Annotated in this window: 20 protein-coding genes and 1 riboswitch; of the genes, 6 read left to right on the top strand and 14 right to left on the bottom strand. The window is 63.7% G+C overall.

The window, feature by feature from the left end; genetic code table 11:
• Positions 1–121: 121 nt before the first annotated feature.
• The gene (locus tag CK222_RS10505) at positions 122–1363 is read right to left on the bottom strand and encodes a class I SAM-dependent RNA methyltransferase (protein WP_095800298.1); all 1242 of its coding nucleotides are present in this window, start codon (positions 1361–1363) and stop codon (positions 122–124) included.
• On the bottom strand, positions 1360–2133 hold the full coding sequence (locus tag CK222_RS10510; RefSeq protein WP_095800299.1) for a TlyA family RNA methyltransferase: 774 nt from the start codon (positions 2131–2133) through the stop codon (positions 1360–1362). Before CK222_RS10510 ends, CK222_RS10505 begins: the two co-directional genes overlap by 4 nt.
• A gap of 114 nt (positions 2134–2247) precedes the next feature.
• Between CK222_RS10510 and CK222_RS10515 the strand changes: the two genes are divergently transcribed.
• Positions 2248–2655, top strand: a complete 408-nt coding sequence (locus CK222_RS10515; RefSeq protein ID WP_095800300.1) for a GFA family protein — start codon at positions 2248–2250, stop codon at positions 2653–2655.
• Here CK222_RS10515 and CK222_RS10520 read toward each other — a convergent pair.
• The 6 genes from CK222_RS10520 to CK222_RS10545 all read right to left on the bottom strand — a co-directional run bounded on the left by CK222_RS10520 (position 2645) and on the right by CK222_RS10545 (position 7694).
• Positions 2645–2929, bottom strand: a complete 285-nt coding sequence (locus CK222_RS10520) for a hypothetical protein (protein ID WP_095800301.1) — start codon at positions 2927–2929, stop codon at positions 2645–2647. The genes CK222_RS10515 and CK222_RS10520 overlap by 11 nt on opposite strands.
• Before the next feature lie 150 nt (positions 2930–3079).
• Positions 3080–4993 (bottom strand): 1-deoxy-D-xylulose-5-phosphate synthase, encoded by a 1914-nt coding sequence (gene dxs / locus CK222_RS10525; protein ID WP_067327850.1) that lies wholly within the window; start codon positions 4991–4993, stop codon positions 3080–3082.
• Between the two features lie 132 nt (positions 4994–5125).
• The gene (locus CK222_RS10530) at positions 5126–6046 is read right to left on the bottom strand and encodes a pirin family protein (RefSeq protein ID WP_095800302.1); all 921 of its coding nucleotides are present in this window, start codon (positions 6044–6046) and stop codon (positions 5126–5128) included.
• 8 nt (positions 6047–6054) lie between these two features.
• Complete coding sequence (locus tag CK222_RS10535; RefSeq protein WP_095800303.1) at positions 6055–6321, bottom strand: DUF2277 domain-containing protein; 267 nt, start codon at positions 6319–6321, stop codon at positions 6055–6057.
• Between the two features lie 191 nt (positions 6322–6512).
• Positions 6513–6764, bottom strand: coding sequence for an exodeoxyribonuclease VII small subunit (locus CK222_RS10540; protein WP_095778033.1), 252 nt, complete (start codon positions 6762–6764; stop codon positions 6513–6515).
• Between the two features lie 3 nt (positions 6765–6767).
• Positions 6768–7694: a histone deacetylase family protein gene (locus tag CK222_RS10545; RefSeq protein ID WP_066998053.1), complete on the bottom strand. Its 927-nt coding sequence runs from the start codon at positions 7692–7694 to the stop codon at positions 6768–6770.
• A 114-nt stretch (positions 7695–7808) separates the two neighbouring features.
• Positions 7809–7987, top strand: a riboswitch (cobalamin riboswitch).
• A 42-nt stretch (positions 7988–8029) separates the two neighbouring features.
• On the opposite strand from CK222_RS10545, the gene bluB reads away from it, so the two are divergent.
• The 3 genes from bluB (at position 8030) to CK222_RS10560 (ending at position 11336) form a co-directional block, all read left to right on the top strand.
• Positions 8030–8761, top strand: coding sequence for a 5,6-dimethylbenzimidazole synthase (bluB, locus tag CK222_RS10550; protein WP_067327847.1), 732 nt, complete (start codon positions 8030–8032; stop codon positions 8759–8761).
• A 347-nt stretch (positions 8762–9108) separates the two neighbouring features.
• Positions 9109–10170 (top strand): aminotransferase class V-fold PLP-dependent enzyme, encoded by a 1062-nt coding sequence (locus CK222_RS10555; RefSeq protein ID WP_245432999.1) that lies wholly within the window; start codon positions 9109–9111, stop codon positions 10168–10170.
• 311 nt (positions 10171–10481) lie between these two features.
• A complete protein-coding gene (locus CK222_RS10560; protein WP_067327845.1) occupies positions 10482–11336 on the top strand; it encodes a D-amino-acid transaminase in 855 nt (284 codons plus the stop codon).
• Positions 11337–11579: 243 nt separating this feature from the next.
• Here the strand turns inward: CK222_RS10560 and CK222_RS10565 are convergent, their stop codons facing one another.
• Both CK222_RS10565 and CK222_RS10570 read right to left on the bottom strand, forming a co-directional pair.
• On the bottom strand, positions 11580–12560 hold the full coding sequence (locus CK222_RS10565; protein ID WP_067327844.1) for a hypothetical protein: 981 nt from the start codon (positions 12558–12560) through the stop codon (positions 11580–11582).
• Between the two features lie 144 nt (positions 12561–12704).
• On the bottom strand, positions 12705–13295 hold the full coding sequence (locus CK222_RS10570) for a TetR/AcrR family transcriptional regulator (protein WP_095800304.1): 591 nt from the start codon (positions 13293–13295) through the stop codon (positions 12705–12707).
• 121 nt (positions 13296–13416) lie between these two features.
• On the opposite strand from CK222_RS10570, the gene CK222_RS10575 reads away from it, so the two are divergent.
• Positions 13417–14640, top strand: a complete 1224-nt coding sequence (locus CK222_RS10575; protein ID WP_095800305.1) for an MFS transporter — start codon at positions 13417–13419, stop codon at positions 14638–14640.
• A gap of 25 nt (positions 14641–14665) precedes the next feature.
• Here the strand turns inward: CK222_RS10575 and CK222_RS10580 are convergent, their stop codons facing one another.
• From CK222_RS10580 to aroC, 3 genes are all read right to left on the bottom strand, one after another.
• Positions 14666–15202, bottom strand: coding sequence for a GNAT family N-acetyltransferase (locus tag CK222_RS10580; protein ID WP_095800306.1), 537 nt, complete (start codon positions 15200–15202; stop codon positions 14666–14668).
• 31 nt (positions 15203–15233) lie between these two features.
• Complete coding sequence (gene ribB, locus CK222_RS10585) at positions 15234–16334, bottom strand: 3,4-dihydroxy-2-butanone-4-phosphate synthase (protein WP_095800307.1); 1101 nt, start codon at positions 16332–16334, stop codon at positions 15234–15236.
• Between the two features lie 101 nt (positions 16335–16435).
• Positions 16436–17545, bottom strand: coding sequence for a chorismate synthase (gene aroC, locus CK222_RS10590; RefSeq protein WP_095800308.1), 1110 nt, complete (start codon positions 17543–17545; stop codon positions 16436–16438).
• Between the two features lie 212 nt (positions 17546–17757).
• Between aroC and CK222_RS10595 the strand changes: the two genes are divergently transcribed.
• A complete protein-coding gene (locus tag CK222_RS10595) occupies positions 17758–18015 on the top strand; it encodes a DUF1344 domain-containing protein (protein WP_066998075.1) in 258 nt (85 codons plus the stop codon).
• A gap of 206 nt (positions 18016–18221) precedes the next feature.
• On the opposite strand, the gene CK222_RS10600 is transcribed toward CK222_RS10595, so the two are convergent.
• A complete protein-coding gene (locus CK222_RS10600) occupies positions 18222–18809 on the bottom strand; it encodes a histidine phosphatase family protein (RefSeq protein ID WP_095800309.1) in 588 nt (195 codons plus the stop codon).
• Positions 18810–18937 lie beyond the last annotated feature (128 nt).

Raw genomic sequence — 18937 nt, forward strand, 5'->3', positions numbered from 1 at the left:
CGCCGAAAGAGCAGGAATGTTTCCCTAACAGCGCAAAACTAAGACCTCCAAGAAGGCGGCTTTAGGGCGCAAATTTCGGAAAAGAGAGCCTTCAAGTTTCTTGCGAACCGGCTCTCGCGGACTACCGGCGCCGCTTCGGCTTCTCCAGCAGCGCGACGGCCTCGACATGCGGCGACCACAGGAACTGGTCGATCGGCGTCACGCTCTTCAGTTGATAGCCGCCGTCGATGAGGATGCGCAGATCCCGCGCCAGCGTCGTCGGATTGCAGGAGACGGCCGCGACCAGCGGCACGTCTGAGCGGGCGATCTGCTTGGACTGATCCTCCGCGCCGGCGCGCGGTGGATCGAAGACGAGGCCGTCGAAGCCGCTCAGCTCCTTGAAGGTCAGCGGCCTGCGGAAGAGGTCGCGACGCTCGCTGGTCACGCGCTTCAAGCCGCTGGCGAAGCGGGAGGCACGGTCGAGCGCGGCAAGCGCCGGGGCGTCTCCCTCCACGGCGTGGACCTCCGACTTCGCCGCCAGCCGGAGCGCGAAGCTGCCGCAGCCGGCGAACAGGTCGGCGATCTTCTTGACACGCGACAGGTGCTGGCAGACGAGACCCGCCATCGTCTGCTCGGCGGCCTCCGTCGCCTGAAGGAAGGCGCCGGGCGGCAGGGCGACGGCGACCGAGCCGAACTGCACCACCGGCTTCTTCGGCTCCACGATCACCTCGCCGTCGATCGAAAGCCTCGCCAGGCCCGCGGCAATCACAAAATTGGAAGCGATGCGGCGCTGGTTTTTGCCGAGCTTGCCCGCGTCATGGACGGCGACATCGAGGCCGGACGCCGTGGCGGTGACGGTCATGTGGAAGGCTTTCGGCGTCGCGCAGACCAGTCCTGCCAGTCTTCGCAAAGGATCGAGCGCATCAACGATTGCCGGCAGCGAGATCGGGCATTCCTCGATAGGAATGATCTCGGAGGAGAGCGCGCGCACGAAACCGAGCAGCATGCCGGCCTCGGTGCGCCGAGCGCTGAAGACGACGCGGCGGCGCGTGTGCGGCGCGCAAGGCACCAGCGCGTCGATCTGACCAGCGATGCCCTTGATCTTGAGCGCCTGCACCACCCGTTCGCGTTTCCACTGCCGGTAGCCGTCGGCCTCGAAATGCTGCAACGCGCAGCCGCCGCATTCGGTGAAGTGGCGGCAGGGCGGATCAACCCTAAGCGGTGAAGTCTCAACAACCGACATCAGCGTCGCGCGGTCCTTCTGGCGCGCGGCGGTGACCGTCTCGCCAGGCAGCGTGAACGGGATGAAGACCTCACCGCCATCGGCACCGGCGATGCCGTCGCCCTGCGAACCGAGCCTTGTGATGGTGAAGCGCGCGCTCATGGCGATGCCGCGTCCTTGATCGCGGCGAGAAGGAACTCGCGGTTGCCGTCGCCGCCCTCGATCGGCGATGGATGCAGCCCAAGCACGCGCCAGCCCGGCATGCCGGCAAGCCAGTCGCGCAAACCGGCGGCGATGCGCTCGGCCTCGCTCGGGTCCTTGAGCAGTCCGCCCTTGCCGATCGCCTCGCGACCCGCCTCGAATTGCGGCTTGACGAGAAGCAGCGCCCTGGCGCCCTCGCCCGCCAAGGCCAGCGCCGGCGGCAGCGCCAGCTTCAGCGAGATGAAGCTGACATCACAGACCAGGAAATCCGGAACGCGGTCGCCAAGATCGGCGGCGGTCAGGTCCCGCGCATTCAGCCCTTCAATGACCGTGACCCGCCGATCGGCGGCAATTTCCGGGTGCATCTGGCCGTGACCGACATCGATCGCCGTGACATGGGTAGCACCACGCTCGAGCAGCACCTGGGTGAAGCCGCCGGTCGAGGCGCCGATATCGAGCGCCTCATGCCCAGAGGGATCGAGGCCGAAATGGTCGAGGCCGGCAATCAGCTTCAGCGCCGCGCGCGACACATAGGCCTGCGCCGGATCGTCGACGGCAACGACACAGTGTGGCGCGACGGGCTGGCCCGGCTTGCGGGCGACTGCGCCGTCGACAGTGACGGTGCCGCGTTCGATCGCGTCGCGGGCGCGGGAACGGCTGGCGAACAGGCCACGTGCGACGAGCAGTTCGTCGAGACGCGGACGCGCGCTGGCGGGCAAAGAGGAACTCATCGGCCTTCATTGGCGAAAGCCGGCGGCGAAGGCAATGGCAGCCCTGTTGAATATGGCGCGGGGCACGGCAGAATGCCGGTGCCTATAGTCCGCTCACCCGGGCGAGGAGGAGCCATGCTGAAGGGAACCTGCCATTGCGGCGCCGCTCACTGGACGCTGGAAGGCGATCCGGGATCGATCACCGCCTGCAACTGCACCCTTTGCCGCCGCTACGGCACGCTCTGGGCCTATGACTATGTCGACGAGCGCATCCGCATCGCAGGTCCGACGAGCTCCTACAGGAGGGTCGAGGTGGCCGAGCCCGCGCTGGAAATCCTGTTCTGTCCGAAATGCGCCTGTGTGCTCGCCTGGCGCGGGTTGCTTCCCGGCTCGAGCGGCCGCACTCGCATCGCCGTCAATGTCAGGCTGGCCCCGCCGGAGGCGGTCGCCGACCTGCCGATCGAGCATTTCGACGGCCTCGAAACGTTCGACGACCTGCCGCGCGACGGCCGCTGCGTGCGCGATATGTGGTTTAGAAAATAGTCCGCGAGACCGGGCGCTCGACCGCCGGCATCAGGCCGTCATTGTGGGAGGCCTGCTCGCGCGGCTCAGCAGGAGCCGGCGCCGTCGGCGCGACTTCCTGCGGCACCACCAGTTGGGGAGCCTGCTTGTAGGAGAAGCCGCCGCGGATGTTGCCCATCTTGCCGGCAACGATGTCCATCACCGCCTTTTCGAGGTTGCGGTCGTAACGCGTTTCGGCTGCCACCGGCGCGGCCATGGCACTCAGCAGGGCCATGCCGCAAAGGAACGAATTCATTGTTCTTATCCCCTGCCTAGGACCAGGGTTTTAGCAGGGCGCCCGTTGAAAATCGGCCAAAAGACAAGGTAACCGAACGGCCAAATGAAAACGTAAACAAACAGTTGCAGCCGCAGCCAGCAAACTCAATCGGAGAGCTGAGGTTTCGATTCAGGCGCGCTGCGCCTGCATTCCATGGCCGAGTGCGGCGAAGACCGTCCGCACGATGCCGGTCGTGTCGAGGCCCGCGTCGGCATACATCTTCTCAGGCTTGGCGTGATCGGTGAACTCGTCCGGCAAGACCAGCGGGCGCACCTTGAGGCCGTTTTCCAACAGGCCTTCATGGGCGAGGAAATGCAGCACCTGGCTGGCGAAGCCGCCGACCGCGCCCTCCTCGACCGTCACGAGAACCTCATGCGAGCGCGCCAGGCGGCGGATGAGATCCTCGTCCAGCGGCTTGGCGAAGCGAGCGTCGGCAACGGTGGTCGAAAGGCCCGCGGCGCCGAGCTCCTCGGCGGCCAGCAGGCAATCCTGCAGCCGCGTGCCGAACGAGAGCAGCGCCACCTTGGTGCCTTCCTTGAGAATGCGGCCTTTGCCGATCTCGAGCACTGAGCCGCGCTCCGGCATGTCGACGCCGACGCCGTTGCCGCGCGGATAGCGGAAGGCGATCGGGCCGCCGTCGTAGTCGGCTGCCGTGCGCACCATATGGCGAAGCTCCGCCTCATCGGCGGCGGCCATGACGACGAAGCCAGGCAGCGAGGCGAGGAAGGTCGTGTCGAAGGCGCCGCAGTGCGTGGCGCCGTCGGCGCCGACGAAGCCGGCGCGGTCGATCGGGAAGCGCACCGGCAGTTTCTGGATTGCCACGTCGTGCACCACCTGATCGTAGGCGCGCTGCAGGAAGGTCGAATAGATGGCGGCGAAAGGCTTGTAGCCTTCGGTGGCGAGGCCAGCGGCGAAAGTCACCGCATGCTGCTCGGCAATGCCGACATCGAAGGTTCGGGCCGGGAACACCTCGCCGAAGAGGTCGAGGCCGGTGCCACTCGGCATGGCGGCGGTGATCGCCACGATTCGTTCGTCCTCGCGCGCCTCCTGGATCAGGCTCTCGGCGAAGACCTTGGTGTAGCTCGGCGCGTTGGCCGGCGCTTTCGCCTGCGCGCCGGTGATGACGTCGAACTTGTTGACGCCGTGATACTTGTCGGCGGCGGCCTCCGCCGGCGCGTAGCCCTTGCCCTTCTGGGTGACGACATGGATCAGAATGGGACCGTCGCCATTGTCGCGGACGTTCTTCAGCACCGGGATCAGGTGCTCCAAATTGTGTCCATCGATCGGGCCGATGTGGAAGAATCCCATCTCCTCGAACAGCGTGCCGCCGGTGACGTAACCGCGCGCATGCTCGACGGCGCGGGTGATGGCGCTGTCGGCGCGCTTGCCGAGATAGGAGGTCAGCTTCTTGCCGAAATCGCGCAGGCCGAGATAGGTCTTGCCGGAGGCAAGCCTCGCCAGATAGGCGCTCATTGCGCCGGTCGGCGGGGCGATCGACATGTCGTTGTCGTTGAGGATGACGATCAGGCGGGCATTGAGCGCGCCGGCATTGTTCATCGCCTCATAGGCCATCCCGGCGGACATGGCGCCGTCGCCAATGACGGCGATGACATTGTTGCGGCCGCCCGAGAGGTCGCGGCCCATCGCCATGCCGAGGCCGGCCGAAATCGAAGTCGAGGAATGCGCTGCGCCGAAGGGGTCGTATTCGCTCTCTGCGCGCCGGGTGAAGCCGGAGAGACCGCCTTCCTGGCGAAGCGTTCGGATGCGGTCGCGGCGGCCGGTCAGGATTTTGTGCGGATAGGCCTGGTGGCCAACGTCCCAGATCAGCCGGTCTTCTGGCGTGTTGAAGACATAGTGCAGCGCAACCGTAAGCTCGACGACGCCGAGACCGGCGCCAAGATGGCCGCCGGTGTGCGACACCGCATCGATCAGCTCCGCGCGCAGTTCGGTCGCCAGCTGCGGCAGCTCGCTTTCATCAAGCGCCCGCAGATCCGCCGGGATGCGGACTTTGTCGAGGAGCGGCGTGTCAGGCTTCGGGTTCACTCTGGGACGGCCTGTCAACTTAACCTTGGGTTAACCTTCAAATAAGCGCTTTGCTATGCGCGAGATAGGCTGACGGCGCGCCAATGTAAATGCGTGTCAGTGACGCGCCTGGCGCAGGATGTCCATCCTGCGCTAACCTTCCGGCAGCGGAATGAATTCTTCCTCATCGCCAGGAACGATATCGAAGCGGCCCGTCTTCCATTCTTCCTTGGCCTGCTCGATGCGTTCTTTCGAGGACGAAACGAAATTCCACCAGATATAACGTTTGGAGCCCAGCGACGCTCCGCCGAACAGCATGAAATGCGCGCCGCGCTCGGACGACACGACGATTTCCTCGCCCGGTTTGAACACCAAGAGCCGATCGGCCGGGAAACGGTCGCCGGCAATCGAAACCTCGCTCTCCAGCGTGTAGATGGCGCGTTCCTCGGCGTCGCCGGGGATTTTGACGCTGGCGCCCGCCGCCAGCCGCAGATCGGCATAGAGCGTTTCCGAGGCGGTCGCGACGGGCGAGCGCAGCCCGGAAAATTCGCCGATGACGACGCGGCCGCTAACGCCCTCGGCATCGATTTCGGGCAGTTGGACGACCGACGTGTTCGCGAACACCGGGGCGATTTCTTCCTTGCTGTCCGGCAGCGCCAGCCAGGTTTGCAGGCCGGAAATCGACATCGGCGCGCCGCGCAATTCCTCGGGCGTGCGCTCGGAATGAACGATGCCGCGGCCGGCGGTCATCAAATTCACGTCGCCCGGCGCGATCACCATTTCGGTGCCGAGCGAGTCGCGATGCCTGATCTTGCCGTCGAACAGATAAGTGACGGTGGAAAGCCCGATATGCGGATGCGGGCGCACGTCGATCGCATGGCCGGCGCGCAGGATGGCCGGACCCATGCGGTCGAAGAAGATGAACGGACCGACCAGCCTGCGCTTCGCCGTCGGCAAGGCGCGGCGAACCTCGAAGCCGCCAATGTCCTTGGCGTTCGGAATGACCATCAACTCGATCTGGTCGCAGGCGAAGGCGTCGCCGGCCTCAGGATCGTTGCCCGGAAAGAAGCTCATGACCGGCGTCAGGCGAAGCGGAGCGCGGATCGGGCCTTCGCCTTGGCGGCCTCTTCCTCGCGGTTGCGCGGATGCTGGGTGGTTTCGAGGCTGTCAAGCAGCTCGCGCGCGGCGGCGGCGATCGCCTCGACGGCGTGGTTGAAGGCATGCTCGTTGCGCTTGGACGGCTTGGTCGCGCCGCTCAGCTTGCGAACGAACTGCAGCGCCGCGTCATGGACCTCGTCGTCGGTCGCCGGCGGATCGAAGTTGAACAGGGTCTTGATGCTTCGGCACATGCTTTAACTCCTTACCTGCTTTCTGCCCGAACCGGTCTGACATTGTGCACCGAGGTGTGTTGAGATTCAGGTCAGACCGAGCCGAAAATGGCGGGTTCCGAGAACCGGACCGGAGCGTACTTGAAGGACGTGAGCACCGGAACCGCAGAAAGCCGCGTTTGCAGGCGGCCTCACCTGAATATCAATACACCTCACTCGGCGTCGAGCGGCTCCGTTCCAACCGGCTTGCCGTCGCGCGAGAGCCTGATCTTCTCGACCTTGTCCTCGGCGGCCTTGAGCAAGCGGTCGCAATGAGCCTTCAGCGCCTCGCCGCGCTCGTAGATCTTGATCGACTGGTCGAGCGGAACGTCGCCGCGCTCCAGATCATCGACGATCTTCTCCAGCGCGTCGAGCGCCTGTTCGAAGCTCATCGCCTTGACGTCTTGGTTAGCTTCATCAGCCATCATTCATCCCTTCATCAGCCGCCCGACATGGGCGGCGACCGAAAATGCCAATCCTTGCAGATCGTAACCGCCCTCCAGCAGGCTGACGAGCCGGTTGCCGCTGTGGCGCCCGGCGCGCTCCATCAGCTGGCCGGTCGCCCAGTCGAAATCATCCTCGGTCAGGTTGATCGCGGCCAGCGGATCGCGATGGTGCGCATCGAAACCGGCGGAAATGATGATCAGATCCGGCTGGAAGGCGTCGATCGACGGCAGCACGCGCGACAGGAAGGCGTCGCGGAACGTGTCGCTGCCGGTGCTCGGCGCAAGCGGCGCGTTGACGATGTTGCCGGCGCCGGTCTCGCTCTTGGCACCGGTGCCCGGATAAAGCGGCATCTGGTGGGTCGAGCAATAGAGCACCGACGGATCGTCCCAGAAAATGTCCTGCGTGCCGTTGCCGTGATGCACATCCCAATCGACGATGGCGACGCGCTCGGCCAGATGCTTCTCCTGCGCATAACGGGCGGCGATCGCCGCGGTGTTGAACAGGCAAAAGCCCATCGCGGTCGCTTTTTCGGCGTGATGGCCGGGCGGACGCGCGGCAACGAAGACATTGGCGGCACGGCCCTCGAACACATCGTCGACGGCGGCGTTCGCCGCGCCGATCGCCGTCACCGCGGCCTGCCAGCTTTTCGGGCTGGCGCTGGTGTCGGCATCGATCGAGACGATCCCCGTCTCGGGAATCGCAGCGCGGACACGGCCGACGAAATCCTCCGGATGCGCGTAAAGGATAGTCGCCTCGTCGCCTTCCGGCGCCTCGACGCGGTCGAGGGCCGAAAAAGCCTCGTCGTCGAGCACGCGCTCGATGGCGCGCAAACGGTCGGGCCGCTCGGGGTGGCCGGGCGGCGTGAGGTGTTCCAGGAATACCGGATGAGTGTAAAGACGAGTGGTCATGGCGCCTAATCTAGGCACCTGTCGCACGGATAGCCATGTTTCAGCGCCGAATGATTGGGGAAATCGCGCCCAATCGTGTCGCTGGCGGCATTGGCCCGGCCTCGGCTTCGCGATAAGGTCGCGTCGCTGCCTGGTGCCCGCAACGCGGGAGAATCGGGAACACGGTTGAAATCCGTGGCGTGCCCAACGCTGTGAGGGGGACCGCGCCGGCAAACGCCACTGTCCCAGACGGGAAGGCGCCGGATGCGGGTCGATCCCGAGCCAGAAGACCGGCCCGGCAGACATGGTCATCCGCATGGTCAGGCGGAGGACTGCTTATCGCAAGGGGACAAGCGATGCAGGCACGAACAGCCGCCGCCGGCGGCGATGACTTTGACCAATTGGCGCGCGACGCCGTCTACCGGGCCATGTTCACCCGGCGCGACGTGCGCAGCCATTTCCTTACCGACGATCTCGACGACGGCGTTTTGGCGCGGCTGCTCACCGCGGCACACCACGCGCCGTCGGTCGGCTACATGCAGCCCTGGAACTTCATCATCATCCGGGACGCCACAAGGCGGCGGCAGGTGCGCGACCTTTTCCTCGCCGCGCGCGAACAGGAACTGCCGGCGATCGAGGTGGAGCGGCGGGCGCTCTACCGCAAGCTGAAGCTCGAGGGCATCTGCGAAAGCGCGCTCAACCTCTGCATCACCTGCGACCGCCAGCGCTCTAAGAACTCGCCGCTCGGGCGCTGGCACAATCCGGAGATGGACCTCTACAGCACCGTCTGCGCGGTGCAGAATTTCTGGCTCGCGGCGCGGGCGGAAGGCGTCGGGGTTGGCTGGGTGAGCATCATCGAGCCCGAAGCGCTGAAGCGACTGCTGTCGATCCCCGAGCACGTCACGCCGATCGCCTATCTCTGCGTCGGCCGCGTCTCGGAATTCGCGCCAAGGCCCGACCTCGAAGCGCATGGCTGGGGCAAGCGCCTGCCGCTGCCCGAGCTGGTGATGAGCGAGACCTTTTGCGGCGCCGGCGAGGCGCCGCTCAAATCGGCGATCGCTCGTCTCGGAGAACGATTGAAGCCTTAGAACCGCTCGGCGTTCCATAGACCCGCACCAACCGCAACGCGCCATCGCGCTTCGCGTTTGCGCAATGGCGCATTGGCAGGCCTGACCGTCGTTGCCCGCTCTCAGAAACCGGGGATTGTTCGCGCATCGCTTGACAACGTGACGGTTCTTCTTGGCGTGATTGGGCCGGATCTCCGCACTCGCTTCCTCACGGCTAACCCTGTGCCAAGCGATGTCGTTCTCGGGCTTCAACGTCTCGCGAATTCACCGGCGTTCGCAATTAAATTCTGTTTTCTCATGTGAATAGGCAGATTGAGCTGGGCTACGGCGCTTATTGTCGGGCCATAGATGAGACGCGGCGCGTTCCCATGAATTTTTTTGCAATAGATCGGTCCGCCGAACATGAGGACGAAGCGGAATGGGAGCGCATCCGCGCAAAATACCCCCCGCAAGAACCACTCCTCAACTTGAACAACGCCGCGGTCAGTCCCCCACCGACTGTTGTCGAGGAAGCGACGGTTGACGCCTACCGCTTCATCAGTCGCAATCCCGACTACAATATGTGGAGCAAGCTCGACACAGCACTTCCTCATATCAAACGCGAGCTGGCGGAACTGATCGATTGCAGCCCCGGAGAGATCGCGCTGAACCGGAATTCGTCGGAGGGTCTTTCGACAGCGATCTTCGGAATACCGCTGACTAAGGGCGATCAAGTGCTGATCTCGCCTTGGGACTACCCCAGCGTTCGTGCGGGCTGGCTGCAGCGGCAACAGCGCGAGGGCATCGAGGTTGTAAACTGCACATTCGACCTCATGGACAGCGACGACGACATCATCGAATCCTATGTTCAGGCGATGACCCCGCGTACCCGCGTCCTGCAGCTGACTCACATGTACCACTGGAACGGGCGTGTCCTGCCGGTGAACCGGCTCTGCGAAATCGCGCGGGAGCGCGACATCATGACTGTCGTCGACGGTGCCCAGACTTTTGCTCAGATGCCTGTCAGCTTCCGCGAACTCGATTGCGATTTTTTTGTCACCAGCCTGCACAAGTGGCTCGGTGCTCCTATCGGCAACGGGATGCTGGTCGTCAGCGAACGCCGGATCGATACCACCTGGCCATTGCTTGCACCTTTCGACCAGCCCGCGGTGCACATAGACAGGTTCGACCATTGGAATCTCGGCACCTACAATTCCGCTGTCCAGGCAGGAATCGCGCCCGCAATTCAATTCCACAAGGCGATCGGCGCGGAACGGATGCATGCGCGACTGCGCGAACTCACCCGATATTGGGTAGGTCTCGTCCAGGACATTCCCGGTTTCAGGCTCCATACGCCGACCGACACGGACAGCCTCGCTGCGATAAGTCTGTTTTCGATCGACAGCATCGACATGCAGCAACTCGAGCGCGACCTTCGCGAGAAACACTAGGTCCACGTGAAATACCGCAAGGTCGAGCACGTCGAGGGTTTGCGGGTTTCGCCACACATTTACATGCTTAAGCGCGATCTTGATGCCTTTGTCGCCGCGCTGCGAAGCGCTGTGGAGTGAACCGACGAATTTTCTCTGGCTGTGCCCGACCTTAGCCGTCTGCTGTCTGGCGAATAGCGTTTTCGCAGTCGAGGGGTGCAGGATGGCAGCGCCGCTATTTGCGCTTAAAGCTGCCCAGGCCTGCACCCTGACAAGAGTTCAATAGTTTCGCTCAAGGCCGTGAGCGTGGTCTGCATTTTTGAGGTCGATCAATGCGCCAAGTCTACGTGAGTGGATCCTATCTACCGGAAAGCGAGGCCCGTATCTCGGTCTTCGATCGGGGCTTCCTGTTCGCCGACGGAGTCTATGAGGTCACGCTCGTTCTTGATGGCAAGCTCGTCGATTTTGCCAGTCACATGGCGCGCCTGCGGCGATCGCTCCGTGAACTCGATATGCCGTTCTCCCTGACCGAAGCAGATCTTTTGAAGATCCACAGGGAGCTCATTGGACGGAACAATGTATCCGAGGGACTTGTCTATTTGCAGATCACCCGGGGCGCGGCCGACCGCGATTTCATATTTCCTACTCGGGATACGCCGAACACCGTGGTGCTCTTCACACAAGAGAAGGCACTTGTCGAAAATCCGGTCGCCATACGCGGCCAGCACGTCATAACCGTGGAAGATCTCCGGTGGCGGCGCTGCGACATCAAAACGGTGCAACTCCTGTATCCCTCCATGGCCAAAATGCAGGCGAAATCACGCGGCGCCGATGACGCATGGCTAGTGAGGGATGGTTACGTCACGGAAGGCTCTTCCAACAACGCCCATATCGTGACTTCGGATGGGACGATCGTCACGCGGGATCTCTCGAGCGATATCCTGCACGGGATTACCCGGGCAGTCGTTCTGCAGTGCGCAAGTGAACTTCATCTGCGGGTGGAGGAGCGCCCATTCACAGTAGTAGAGACCAGACTTGCGACGGAGGCGTTTTCAACGTCATCATCCGGGCTGGTGAACCCGGTGGTCAGGATGGATGGTGCGCCGATCGGCAACGGGCTGCCGGGCGTAGTCACCCGGCGGTTGCGACAAATTTATCTCGATAGAAGCCGAGCATCGGCGATCTAGCGTTGATCGTCGACGGGTGTTCTCTGCGGCGTCAAACCTCGATACGCAACCTGCCGGTGGCGTTACTCAGGGCGCATATGGACCGCGCTAACTCAAGCACTCCTGACGCCAGCCCTGCACGTGAATAGCTCGCCCGAGCACTCGCGGCGCCCAAGTAGCTTGACAAAGCCGCTGCTAGACTAGCGTTCGCGCCAGATGCTGGCGGCGATCCTTCCAATGGCGGGGCATCTGCTCTGACTCTAGTCAAGCGGTCCTTGGCGAATCCCAGCGCGAGCCGCCGAAGGGGCTGAGCGCCTTGTCGCGCAGCTCCCTGAACTTGGACGAGGCTTCGGCCAGGCGCCGGTCCCATTCCGGATTGGGGACCTGGCCCTCGATGGTGGCGAAGTAGACCTGCATCAGCGAAGCGATGGCGAAGGGCTCGATGAAAGCCGCCTTGAAGGCCCAGGCGAAGACGATGGCCAACACGAAAGCCCAGCCGGCAAGCTGGCCCGGCATGGCCCAGAGGATCGCGGCGGCGGGCGCCAGCATCAAAAGGAAGATGACGAAGGAAACACCCCACATGATCACCGCCAGCCAGACGGCGTTCTTGACCATCAACTTGCCGTTCTGCGCGTAGAGCACGACGCCTTGCCTGGCGGTCTCGAAAGGCGAGTTGGAATTGATGCGGATGTTGTAGCCGAGGATGATCTCGTCGACATAGGTCAGCGACAGGCGGATGACGGTGTTGATGAAGCTCACCAGACCGCTCAAGCCTGGAATGGGTAGGAACGCAGCAATGCCGCCGATCAGCCCTGTGATGGCGCGGATGGCGCCTTTCACCAGCTGGTCGACGACGAAAAGGATGTTGGCCTCGGCGAAGCGCTTCGTCACCACTTCGCGCGCGTAGGCGATCTGGCCATGGCCGTCGGGAACGTCCTGCCCGTCGATCAGATGGACCATGACGGCGATATGGCCGGCCTTGAGCACATAGAGAATGTATTCGCGGATCCAGTAGACGGCGATCGAGACCACGCCGAAGCCGACGACCCCACCCCACAAGGCAAAGGACATCGGTCCGTCCGGATCGGTCGAGATGTGGCCGACGCCGTAACCGACGCTGGCGCCGGTGCCGGTCGCTGTTATGTAGGCCACCGTGATGCCGAAATAGACGATGATGCGAAAGACGATGAACGGCCACGTCCGCATCATGATGGACACCGACCGGCCGATGCTGAAATCCCACATGGCCCCGACCCTCCGCCTCAGAGAATTGGCGGGAGAGGATGCGCTCGCTCCTGCCAAAGTCAATGTCGGAGGGATTTTGAGCGGGGGACAATTGTCTGAGGCAGCGCGGACCCGAGTGATTGCCCGGAACGCCGCGACCGGATGCTATTTGGTTTTAAGGCCTTCCAGCAGCTGCTTGAACGCCGCCACAACCTTCTTCGACGTCGCTTCCGGATCCTTGGCATTGGCGATGCGCTGCGAGGCCTGGCTACTGGCGCCGTTGATGAGCCGCGCTGCGGTCTCGGGATCGAGATCGGGAACGACGACGCCCTCCTCCTGCAGCTTTGACAGGTGATCGGCCATTGAAGCCGTGCAGGCGCTGGCGTTGGGCCACTGAGCCGGATCGCCGAGCACGGCCGGGCCGTCCCTGAACATGATGCGCTGGATTTCCGGCTCAAGCGCCATCTCGATATAGGTGGTGCATTCGTCGACGAAATGCTGCCAGCGAGTAGGCGCCCGCGAGGCCACCTCGTTCACCCGCGCCGCCATCTCGGCGTCGATCTCGGCGATCACCGCCTGCAGGAGCCCCTTCTTGTCGCCGAAATGATGATAGAGCGCGCCGCGCGTCAGACCCGCCGAAGCGGTGAAATCGTCCATCGAGGCCTCGGCATAGCCGATCGTGCCGAAGGCATGGCGCGCGGCCGCGATCAGCTTGGCGCGCGTCTCGGCGATCATCTCCTTGCGGGGTTTGTGCATGGCTCCTGGTCTTATTCACATACGCGTCGTATGCTAATTGACATACGCGACGTATGAACTATCTGACATTCATACGCTGCGTATGTAATTGCGGCGCCTTCCCTTGTCGAGGAACGGGACCATGCGAAACCCATATTCGGAAATCTTTCGGGCTCCTGGCACGAAGAGCTTCGCCGCGGCAGCCTTCATCGCCCGGCTGCCGATCGCCATGGCGCCGATCGGCATTGTGGCGATGCTGTCACAAACGCATGGCGAGTACTGGCTGGCCGGCGCCGTCTCGGCCACATACGCTTTGGTCAACGCCTTCCTGTCGCCGCAGGTCTCGCGGCTGGTCGACCGCCTCGGCCAGAGCCGGATTGCCGTGCCGACGACACTTGTCTCGGCGCTTGCCTTCGCGACCTTGATCGTCGCGGCCAACCAGCACTGGCCGGTGTGGACCTTGTTCCTATCGTCGCTGCTTGCCGCCTTAATGCCCAGCATCCCGGCGCTGGTCAGGGCGCGCTGGACCGAGATTTTTCGCGACCGCCCCGAGCTCAATACGGCCTTCGCCTTCGAATCGGCCGCGGACGAGCTGGTCTATGTCGCTGGGGCATCGCTGTCGGTGGGCTTGAGCGCCGCGCTATTCCCGGAAGCCGGGATGGTGGTGAGCACCTTGCTGCTCGCCTTCGGCTCGGCGGCATTCCTGCTGCAGCGTTCGACGGAACCGCCCATTCGCCCGGCCGAGGATGGCGCGGCCGGTTCGGCGATCCGCCTGCGGCCGGTGCAGATCATCACCTTTGCGCTGATCTTTGTCGGCGCGACCTTCGCAACCACGGAAGTCACCACCGTTGCCATTACTGAAGAGCTGGGCCAGCCCGAAGCAGCCAGCCTCGTCATCGGCGTCTATGCACTGGGATCCTTCGTGCTCGGCATCATCGTCGGCGCGCTCAGTTTGCGCACGCCGCTGCAACGCCAACTCGCGATAGCTGTCGCCGTCATCGCGCTCACCACGCTGCCGCTGCTTTTTGCCGACACGGTGCCGACCCTGGCGCTAGCCGTCTTCGTCAGCGGCGTTGCCATCTCGCCGACCTTCATCACCGCCTTTGGCCTGATCGAACGCCACGTGCCGCCGGCAATGCTCACGGAAGGCGTGACCTGGGTGACCACCGGGATCGGCATCGGCATGGCGCTAGGCTCCTTCGCCGCCGGCTGGATGGTCGACACTTTTGGACCGCAGAACGGGTTCTGGGTGTCGGTGGCGGCAGGCTCAGTCGCTTTGGTCACCGTGCTCGCCGGCCAGTGTCGGCTGGCGACGCCGGACTGCGACCCGAATGAATGCGAAGCGGCGATTGCTCCGGCTGGATGATACCGATGCATCCGGCTCTGGCTGGCTATATGTCCTGCTTTTGAACGAACTTCGCCGCCGGGACTGCGTAAAGCCCCGTCGGCGCGCCATGGAGCATGATCTCCCGCTCGAAGACGAAGCCGCATTTCTCCAGCACGCGCCGCGATGCCGGATTGGCGGGACGCGCCAGTGCGATCACCCGATCGGCGCGCAAGGGGCCGAAAGCCGCGTGCAAGGTCCCCCGGACCAGTTCCGTCGCGTAGCCATGCCCCCAGGTCTCGGGATGAAGATGATAGGACAGGTTCAGCCCATCGAAATCGCTCGATAAGGTGACACCGCCGAAGCCGATCAGCCTCTCGTTGGCTTCGACCGCCCAGCGACCAAATCCGTGCCTGTCCCAATGATCGATGTCGCGAGCGAGCCTTGCAGCGCTCTGCTGCGGCGTGTCCGGCGTCGGGTCGGGGCGATGCGCCACCAGTTCGGGGCGCGAAAAAAGATCGGCCAGAAACTCCAGATCCGCCTGTTTGGGCCGGCGCAGCAGCAATCGTTCGGTCTGCTGGCTGACAGGCAATGGCGCGGCCATCGTTTTTCTCCGCCGCCTGTCGGCCGAAACGTCAGAGAATTTCCGTTTTGGCGATGTGAATGCCGAATCCTTCGAGGCCCACATAGTGGCGCTCGCGCGAGGCGATCAGGTTGATCGAGGAAATGCCGAGATCCTTGAGGATCTGTGCTCCGAGCCCGATCTCGCGCCACTCGTTCTCGCGCCGGCGCGCCTCTTCGTGATCCTCGCGGTCGCCGCTCTGGGGCCGCTTGCGCTCCTGATGGGCGACGCCGACCGAGCCTTCGCGCAGGTAGACGATGACGCCACGCTTGCGCTCGCCCATCGCCTTCATGATACGGTCCAAGCGGTGGCTGGTGCCGAAGACGTCGGTCACGACGTCTTCCGAATGCAGCCGCACCGGCACCTCCTCGCCGTCGCGGATGTCGCCGAAGACGACCGCGACATGGTGCATGGAATCCCAGGGCAGCGTGTAGGTGAAGACCTGCGCCTTGCCGCCGGGCGTCTCGATGTCGGAGCAGGCGACGCGCTCGACCAGCGTTTCCTTGCGCTGGCGATAGGCGATGAGATCGGCGACCGAAACCTGCTTCAGCCCGTGCTGCGCGGCGAAAGCCTGCACCTCAGGTCCACGCTTGACGGTGCCGTCGTCGTTGACCAGTTCGGAGATGACGCCGATCGGCGGCAGCCCGGCGAGCTTGCAGAGGTCGACCGCGGCTTCCGTATGACCCGAGCGCATCAAGACACCGCCCTCGCGCGCGATCAGCGGGAAGATGTGGCCGGGCCGCACGAAGTCGGAGGCACCAACATTGCCATTGGCGAGGTTACGCACGGTGAGCGTGCGGTCGTCCGCCGAAATACCCGTCGTGGTGCCGTGCTTGAAGTCGACGCTGACGGTGAAAGCGGTGGTGTGGGCGGAATCATTGTCGGCCACCATGGGCGCAAGGTTCAGCCGCCTTGCGTCCTCGCGCAGCATCGGCGTGCAGACGATGCCGGAGGTGTTGCGGACGATGAAGGCCATCTTTTCCGGCGTGCAGTGGACGGCGGCAACGATCAGGTCGCCCTCGTTCTCGCGCCCATCATCGTCCATGACGACGACGATCTCGCCGCGCTCGAAAGCGCGGATCGCTTCGACGATCTTCTTCTGGTCGTATGGCATGGACGCTCGCTAGCTCGCTTGGGGAATAGGGCGGTAAGGGAGTAGGGGAACGGAAAAAGTTTGGCGTCGCCGAATGCGACGTAACATACTCTCCTGCTGCCTTACTGCCCTCCTCCCCTTCCCGTCTGTCCTCTATGGCGCAGATAATGATCCGCAATCGCGCAGGCAACCATGGCCTCGCCGATCGGCACCGCGCGGATGCCGACGCAAGGATCGTGGCGGCCCTTGGTCATGACCTCGACGTCCTTGCCATCCTTGTCGATCGATTTCCGCGGCGTCAGGATCGAGGAGGTCGGCTTGACGGCGAAGCGGGCGACGATCGCCTGGCCGGTCGAGATGCCGCCGAGGATGCCGCCGGCATTGTTGGACAAAAACACCGGCTTGCCGTCATTGCCGATCCGCATCTCGTCGGCATTCTGTTCGCCGGTGATGCGGGCGGCTTCGAAGCCGTTGCCGATCTCGACGCCCTTGACGGCGTTGATCGACATCAGGCCGGAGGCGATGTCCTGGTCGAGCTTGGCATAGATCGGCGCGCCGAGGCCCGCCGGCACACCTTCGGCGACGATCTCGATCACCGCGCCGACCGACGAGCCGGCCTTGCGAATGCCGTCGAGATAGGCGGCAAAGACCGGAACCGAGGCCGGGTCGGGGGTGAAAAACGGGTTTTCCGCATCGCCGATGAAATTCCAGTTCCAATTGGCGCGATCGATTGACTTTTCACCCATCGAGACCAGCGCGCCGCGCACCACCATGCCCGGCACCACCTTGCGTGCCAGTGCGCCGGCCGCCACTCTGGCTGCCGTCTCGCGCGCCGAGGAGCGGCCGCCGCCGCGATGGTCGCGCAACCCGTATTTGATCTCATAGGTGTAATCGGCATGGCCCGGCCGGTACTGGCGCGCGATCTCGCCGTAGTCCTTGGAGCGCTGATCCACATTCTCGATCAGCATCGAGATCGGCGTGCCGGTGGTGATCATCGTCTCGCCGTCCTCGCCGAGGATGAAGCCGGAGAGGATCTTGACGTCGTCCGGCTCGCGGCGCTGGGTGACGAAGCGCGACTGGCCCGGGCGGCGCCGGTCGAGCTCGGCCTGGATGTCCTCGCGCTTGAAGCGGATCCCGGGCGGGCAGCCGTCGACAACGCAGCCAAGAGCGGCGCCATGGCTTTCACCCCAGGTGGTGACGCGGAAAAGATGGCCGAAGGTGTTGTGAGACATGGAAAAAACGCCCTGCCCGGCGCGGACCCGGTTCGCCGGTTCAAGCGTGCCTTCTATTGGCGTTTTCCACAGCGGTCAAACGGTGATCGGATGCATCAATCTGTGATCTGGAGGATTTAGTTTTGACACATTCGGTTGGTTTCTGCTCTCTTCCATCCGCCGTTGAGGATCCGCCGTTGCTCATGCCGGCGCAATGACCAAAGAGGACGACGATGCGTACCCTGATTGGCGCCGCCTGCGCCATGTTGCTCATTTCCACCGCTGCCGCGTTCGCCGGCCAGACCGAAGGCTTGATCAAGAAGGTCGACAAGGACACGCTGACGCTGACGCTGGACGACGGAAAGTCCTACAAGCTCAACGCCGAAACCGATCTCGACGCGCTGAAGCCCGGCATGGATATCGTCCTCGCCTACGACGTGACCAATGGCGAGAATGTCGTGACCGATATGCAGCTGCCGGACAGCGACTAGAATCATCCGCGCCGCGAGGTCTTGGCGGACGGCGCAGTACGTTGGTAGCAGTACGTTGGTAGAGGACACCTTTGCCAATGTCCGAGCGCCGAACGCTTCGGCATCCTGGAGCGAAGCAAGGGGCGCAGCGACGCAAACGCAGATTCCCGGATGGCGACGTTCGAGGCCTTCGGCCGACCTCCAACACACGGCCTGAAACGCAGGCCCTACAGCCACTCCAGGGTGCGGCCCTCGAGCCGTAGCAGGCGGTCCTGCGGTACGTCGAGGCTGGCGGCTTCCTGCTTGGAAATGCCGGTGACGAAGCGGAAGAAGCAGCGCATGATCCCGCCATGGGTGACGCAGACGGTCGGCTGGCGAAGCGCGTCGAACCAGGGTTTTATCCGCTCGAGCAGCATCTCGTAGCTTTCGGCGCCCTCGCCGGGCGGCTGGAAATCCCACTTCGCGGCGCGGCGGCTTTTGGTCGAACCCGGGACACGCTTTTCGAGTTCGGCAAAGGTGAAACCCTGCCAGTCGCCGAAGCTTAGCTCCACCAAGCGCGGATCGGTGCGATAGGCGAGCGGGTCGAGACCCATCGCCGCGCGCATCAGTTCCATCGTCTCGCGCGTGCGGCGCATCGGGCTGGCGACAAAATCGAAATCCGCGGCGTTTCCGATAAGGTCCGCCAACCGTCGGCCGTTTTGCGTCGCCTGCTCGCGGCCAAGTTCGTTGATATCGGTATCCGCCTGGCCTTGCAGCCGACCCTCGGCGTTCCACTGCGTCTGGCCGTGGCGCGCGATGTAGACGAGCGGATACATCAGGTCTCCGGAGGTCGGGCCAGGGCCTGGACGATAGACAGGCGGAGAGAACTAGGTCCAATCTACATTCAGGATTCTCAACGCGGTTTGGCGTTGATTCATTGTGTTCCGAGGGTTCTGATTCGGAG

The sequence above is a fragment of the Mesorhizobium sp. WSM3866 genome (assembly GCF_002294795.1).
In the GTDB taxonomy this organism is placed as follows: Bacteria; Pseudomonadota; Alphaproteobacteria; order Rhizobiales; family Rhizobiaceae; genus Mesorhizobium.

Excerpts from the sequence above, each read along its gene's own strand:
- CK222_RS10580 (WP_095800306.1), bottom strand. The coding sequence starts at position 15,202 with ATGGCCGCGCCATTGCCTGTCAGCCAGCAGACCGAACGATTGCTGCTG.
- CK222_RS10520 (WP_095800301.1), bottom strand. The coding sequence starts at position 2,929 with ATGAATTCGTTCCTTTGCGGCATGGCCCTGCTGAGTGCCATGGCCGCG.
- aroC (WP_095800308.1), bottom strand. The coding sequence starts at position 17,545 with ATGTCTCACAACACCTTCGGCCATCTTTTCCGCGTCACCACCTGGGGT.
- CK222_RS10505 (WP_095800298.1), bottom strand. The coding sequence starts at position 1,363 with ATGAGCGCGCGCTTCACCATCACAAGGCTCGGTTCGCAGGGCGACGGC.
- CK222_RS10575 (WP_095800305.1), top strand. The coding sequence starts at position 13,417 with ATGCGAAACCCATATTCGGAAATCTTTCGGGCTCCTGGCACGAAGAGC.
- CK222_RS10560 (WP_067327845.1), top strand. The coding sequence starts at position 10,482 with ATGCGCCAAGTCTACGTGAGTGGATCCTATCTACCGGAAAGCGAGGCC.
- CK222_RS10540 (WP_095778033.1), bottom strand. The coding sequence starts at position 6,764 with ATGGCTGATGAAGCTAACCAAGACGTCAAGGCGATGAGCTTCGAACAG.
- CK222_RS10600 (WP_095800309.1), bottom strand. The coding sequence starts at position 18,809 with ATGTATCCGCTCGTCTACATCGCGCGCCACGGCCAGACGCAGTGGAAC.
- ribB (WP_095800307.1), bottom strand. The coding sequence starts at position 16,334 with ATGCCATACGACCAGAAGAAGATCGTCGAAGCGATCCGCGCTTTCGAG.
- CK222_RS10565 (WP_067327844.1), bottom strand. The coding sequence starts at position 12,560 with ATGTGGGATTTCAGCATCGGCCGGTCGGTGTCCATCATGATGCGGACG.
- CK222_RS10510 (WP_095800299.1), bottom strand. The coding sequence starts at position 2,133 with ATGAGTTCCTCTTTGCCCGCCAGCGCGCGTCCGCGTCTCGACGAACTG.
- CK222_RS10545 (WP_066998053.1), bottom strand. The coding sequence starts at position 7,694 with ATGACCACTCGTCTTTACACTCATCCGGTATTCCTGGAACACCTCACG.
- CK222_RS10570 (WP_095800304.1), bottom strand. The coding sequence starts at position 13,295 with ATGCACAAACCCCGCAAGGAGATGATCGCCGAGACGCGCGCCAAGCTG.
- CK222_RS10595 (WP_066998075.1), top strand. The coding sequence starts at position 17,758 with ATGCGTACCCTGATTGGCGCCGCCTGCGCCATGTTGCTCATTTCCACC.
- CK222_RS10555 (WP_245432999.1), top strand. The coding sequence starts at position 9,109 with ATGAATTTTTTTGCAATAGATCGGTCCGCCGAACATGAGGACGAAGCG.
- CK222_RS10535 (WP_095800303.1), bottom strand. The coding sequence starts at position 6,321 with ATGTGCCGAAGCATCAAGACCCTGTTCAACTTCGATCCGCCGGCGACC.
- CK222_RS10515 (WP_095800300.1), top strand. The coding sequence starts at position 2,248 with ATGCTGAAGGGAACCTGCCATTGCGGCGCCGCTCACTGGACGCTGGAA.
- CK222_RS10530 (WP_095800302.1), bottom strand. The coding sequence starts at position 6,046 with ATGAGCTTCTTTCCGGGCAACGATCCTGAGGCCGGCGACGCCTTCGCC.
- bluB (WP_067327847.1), top strand. The coding sequence starts at position 8,030 with ATGCAGGCACGAACAGCCGCCGCCGGCGGCGATGACTTTGACCAATTG.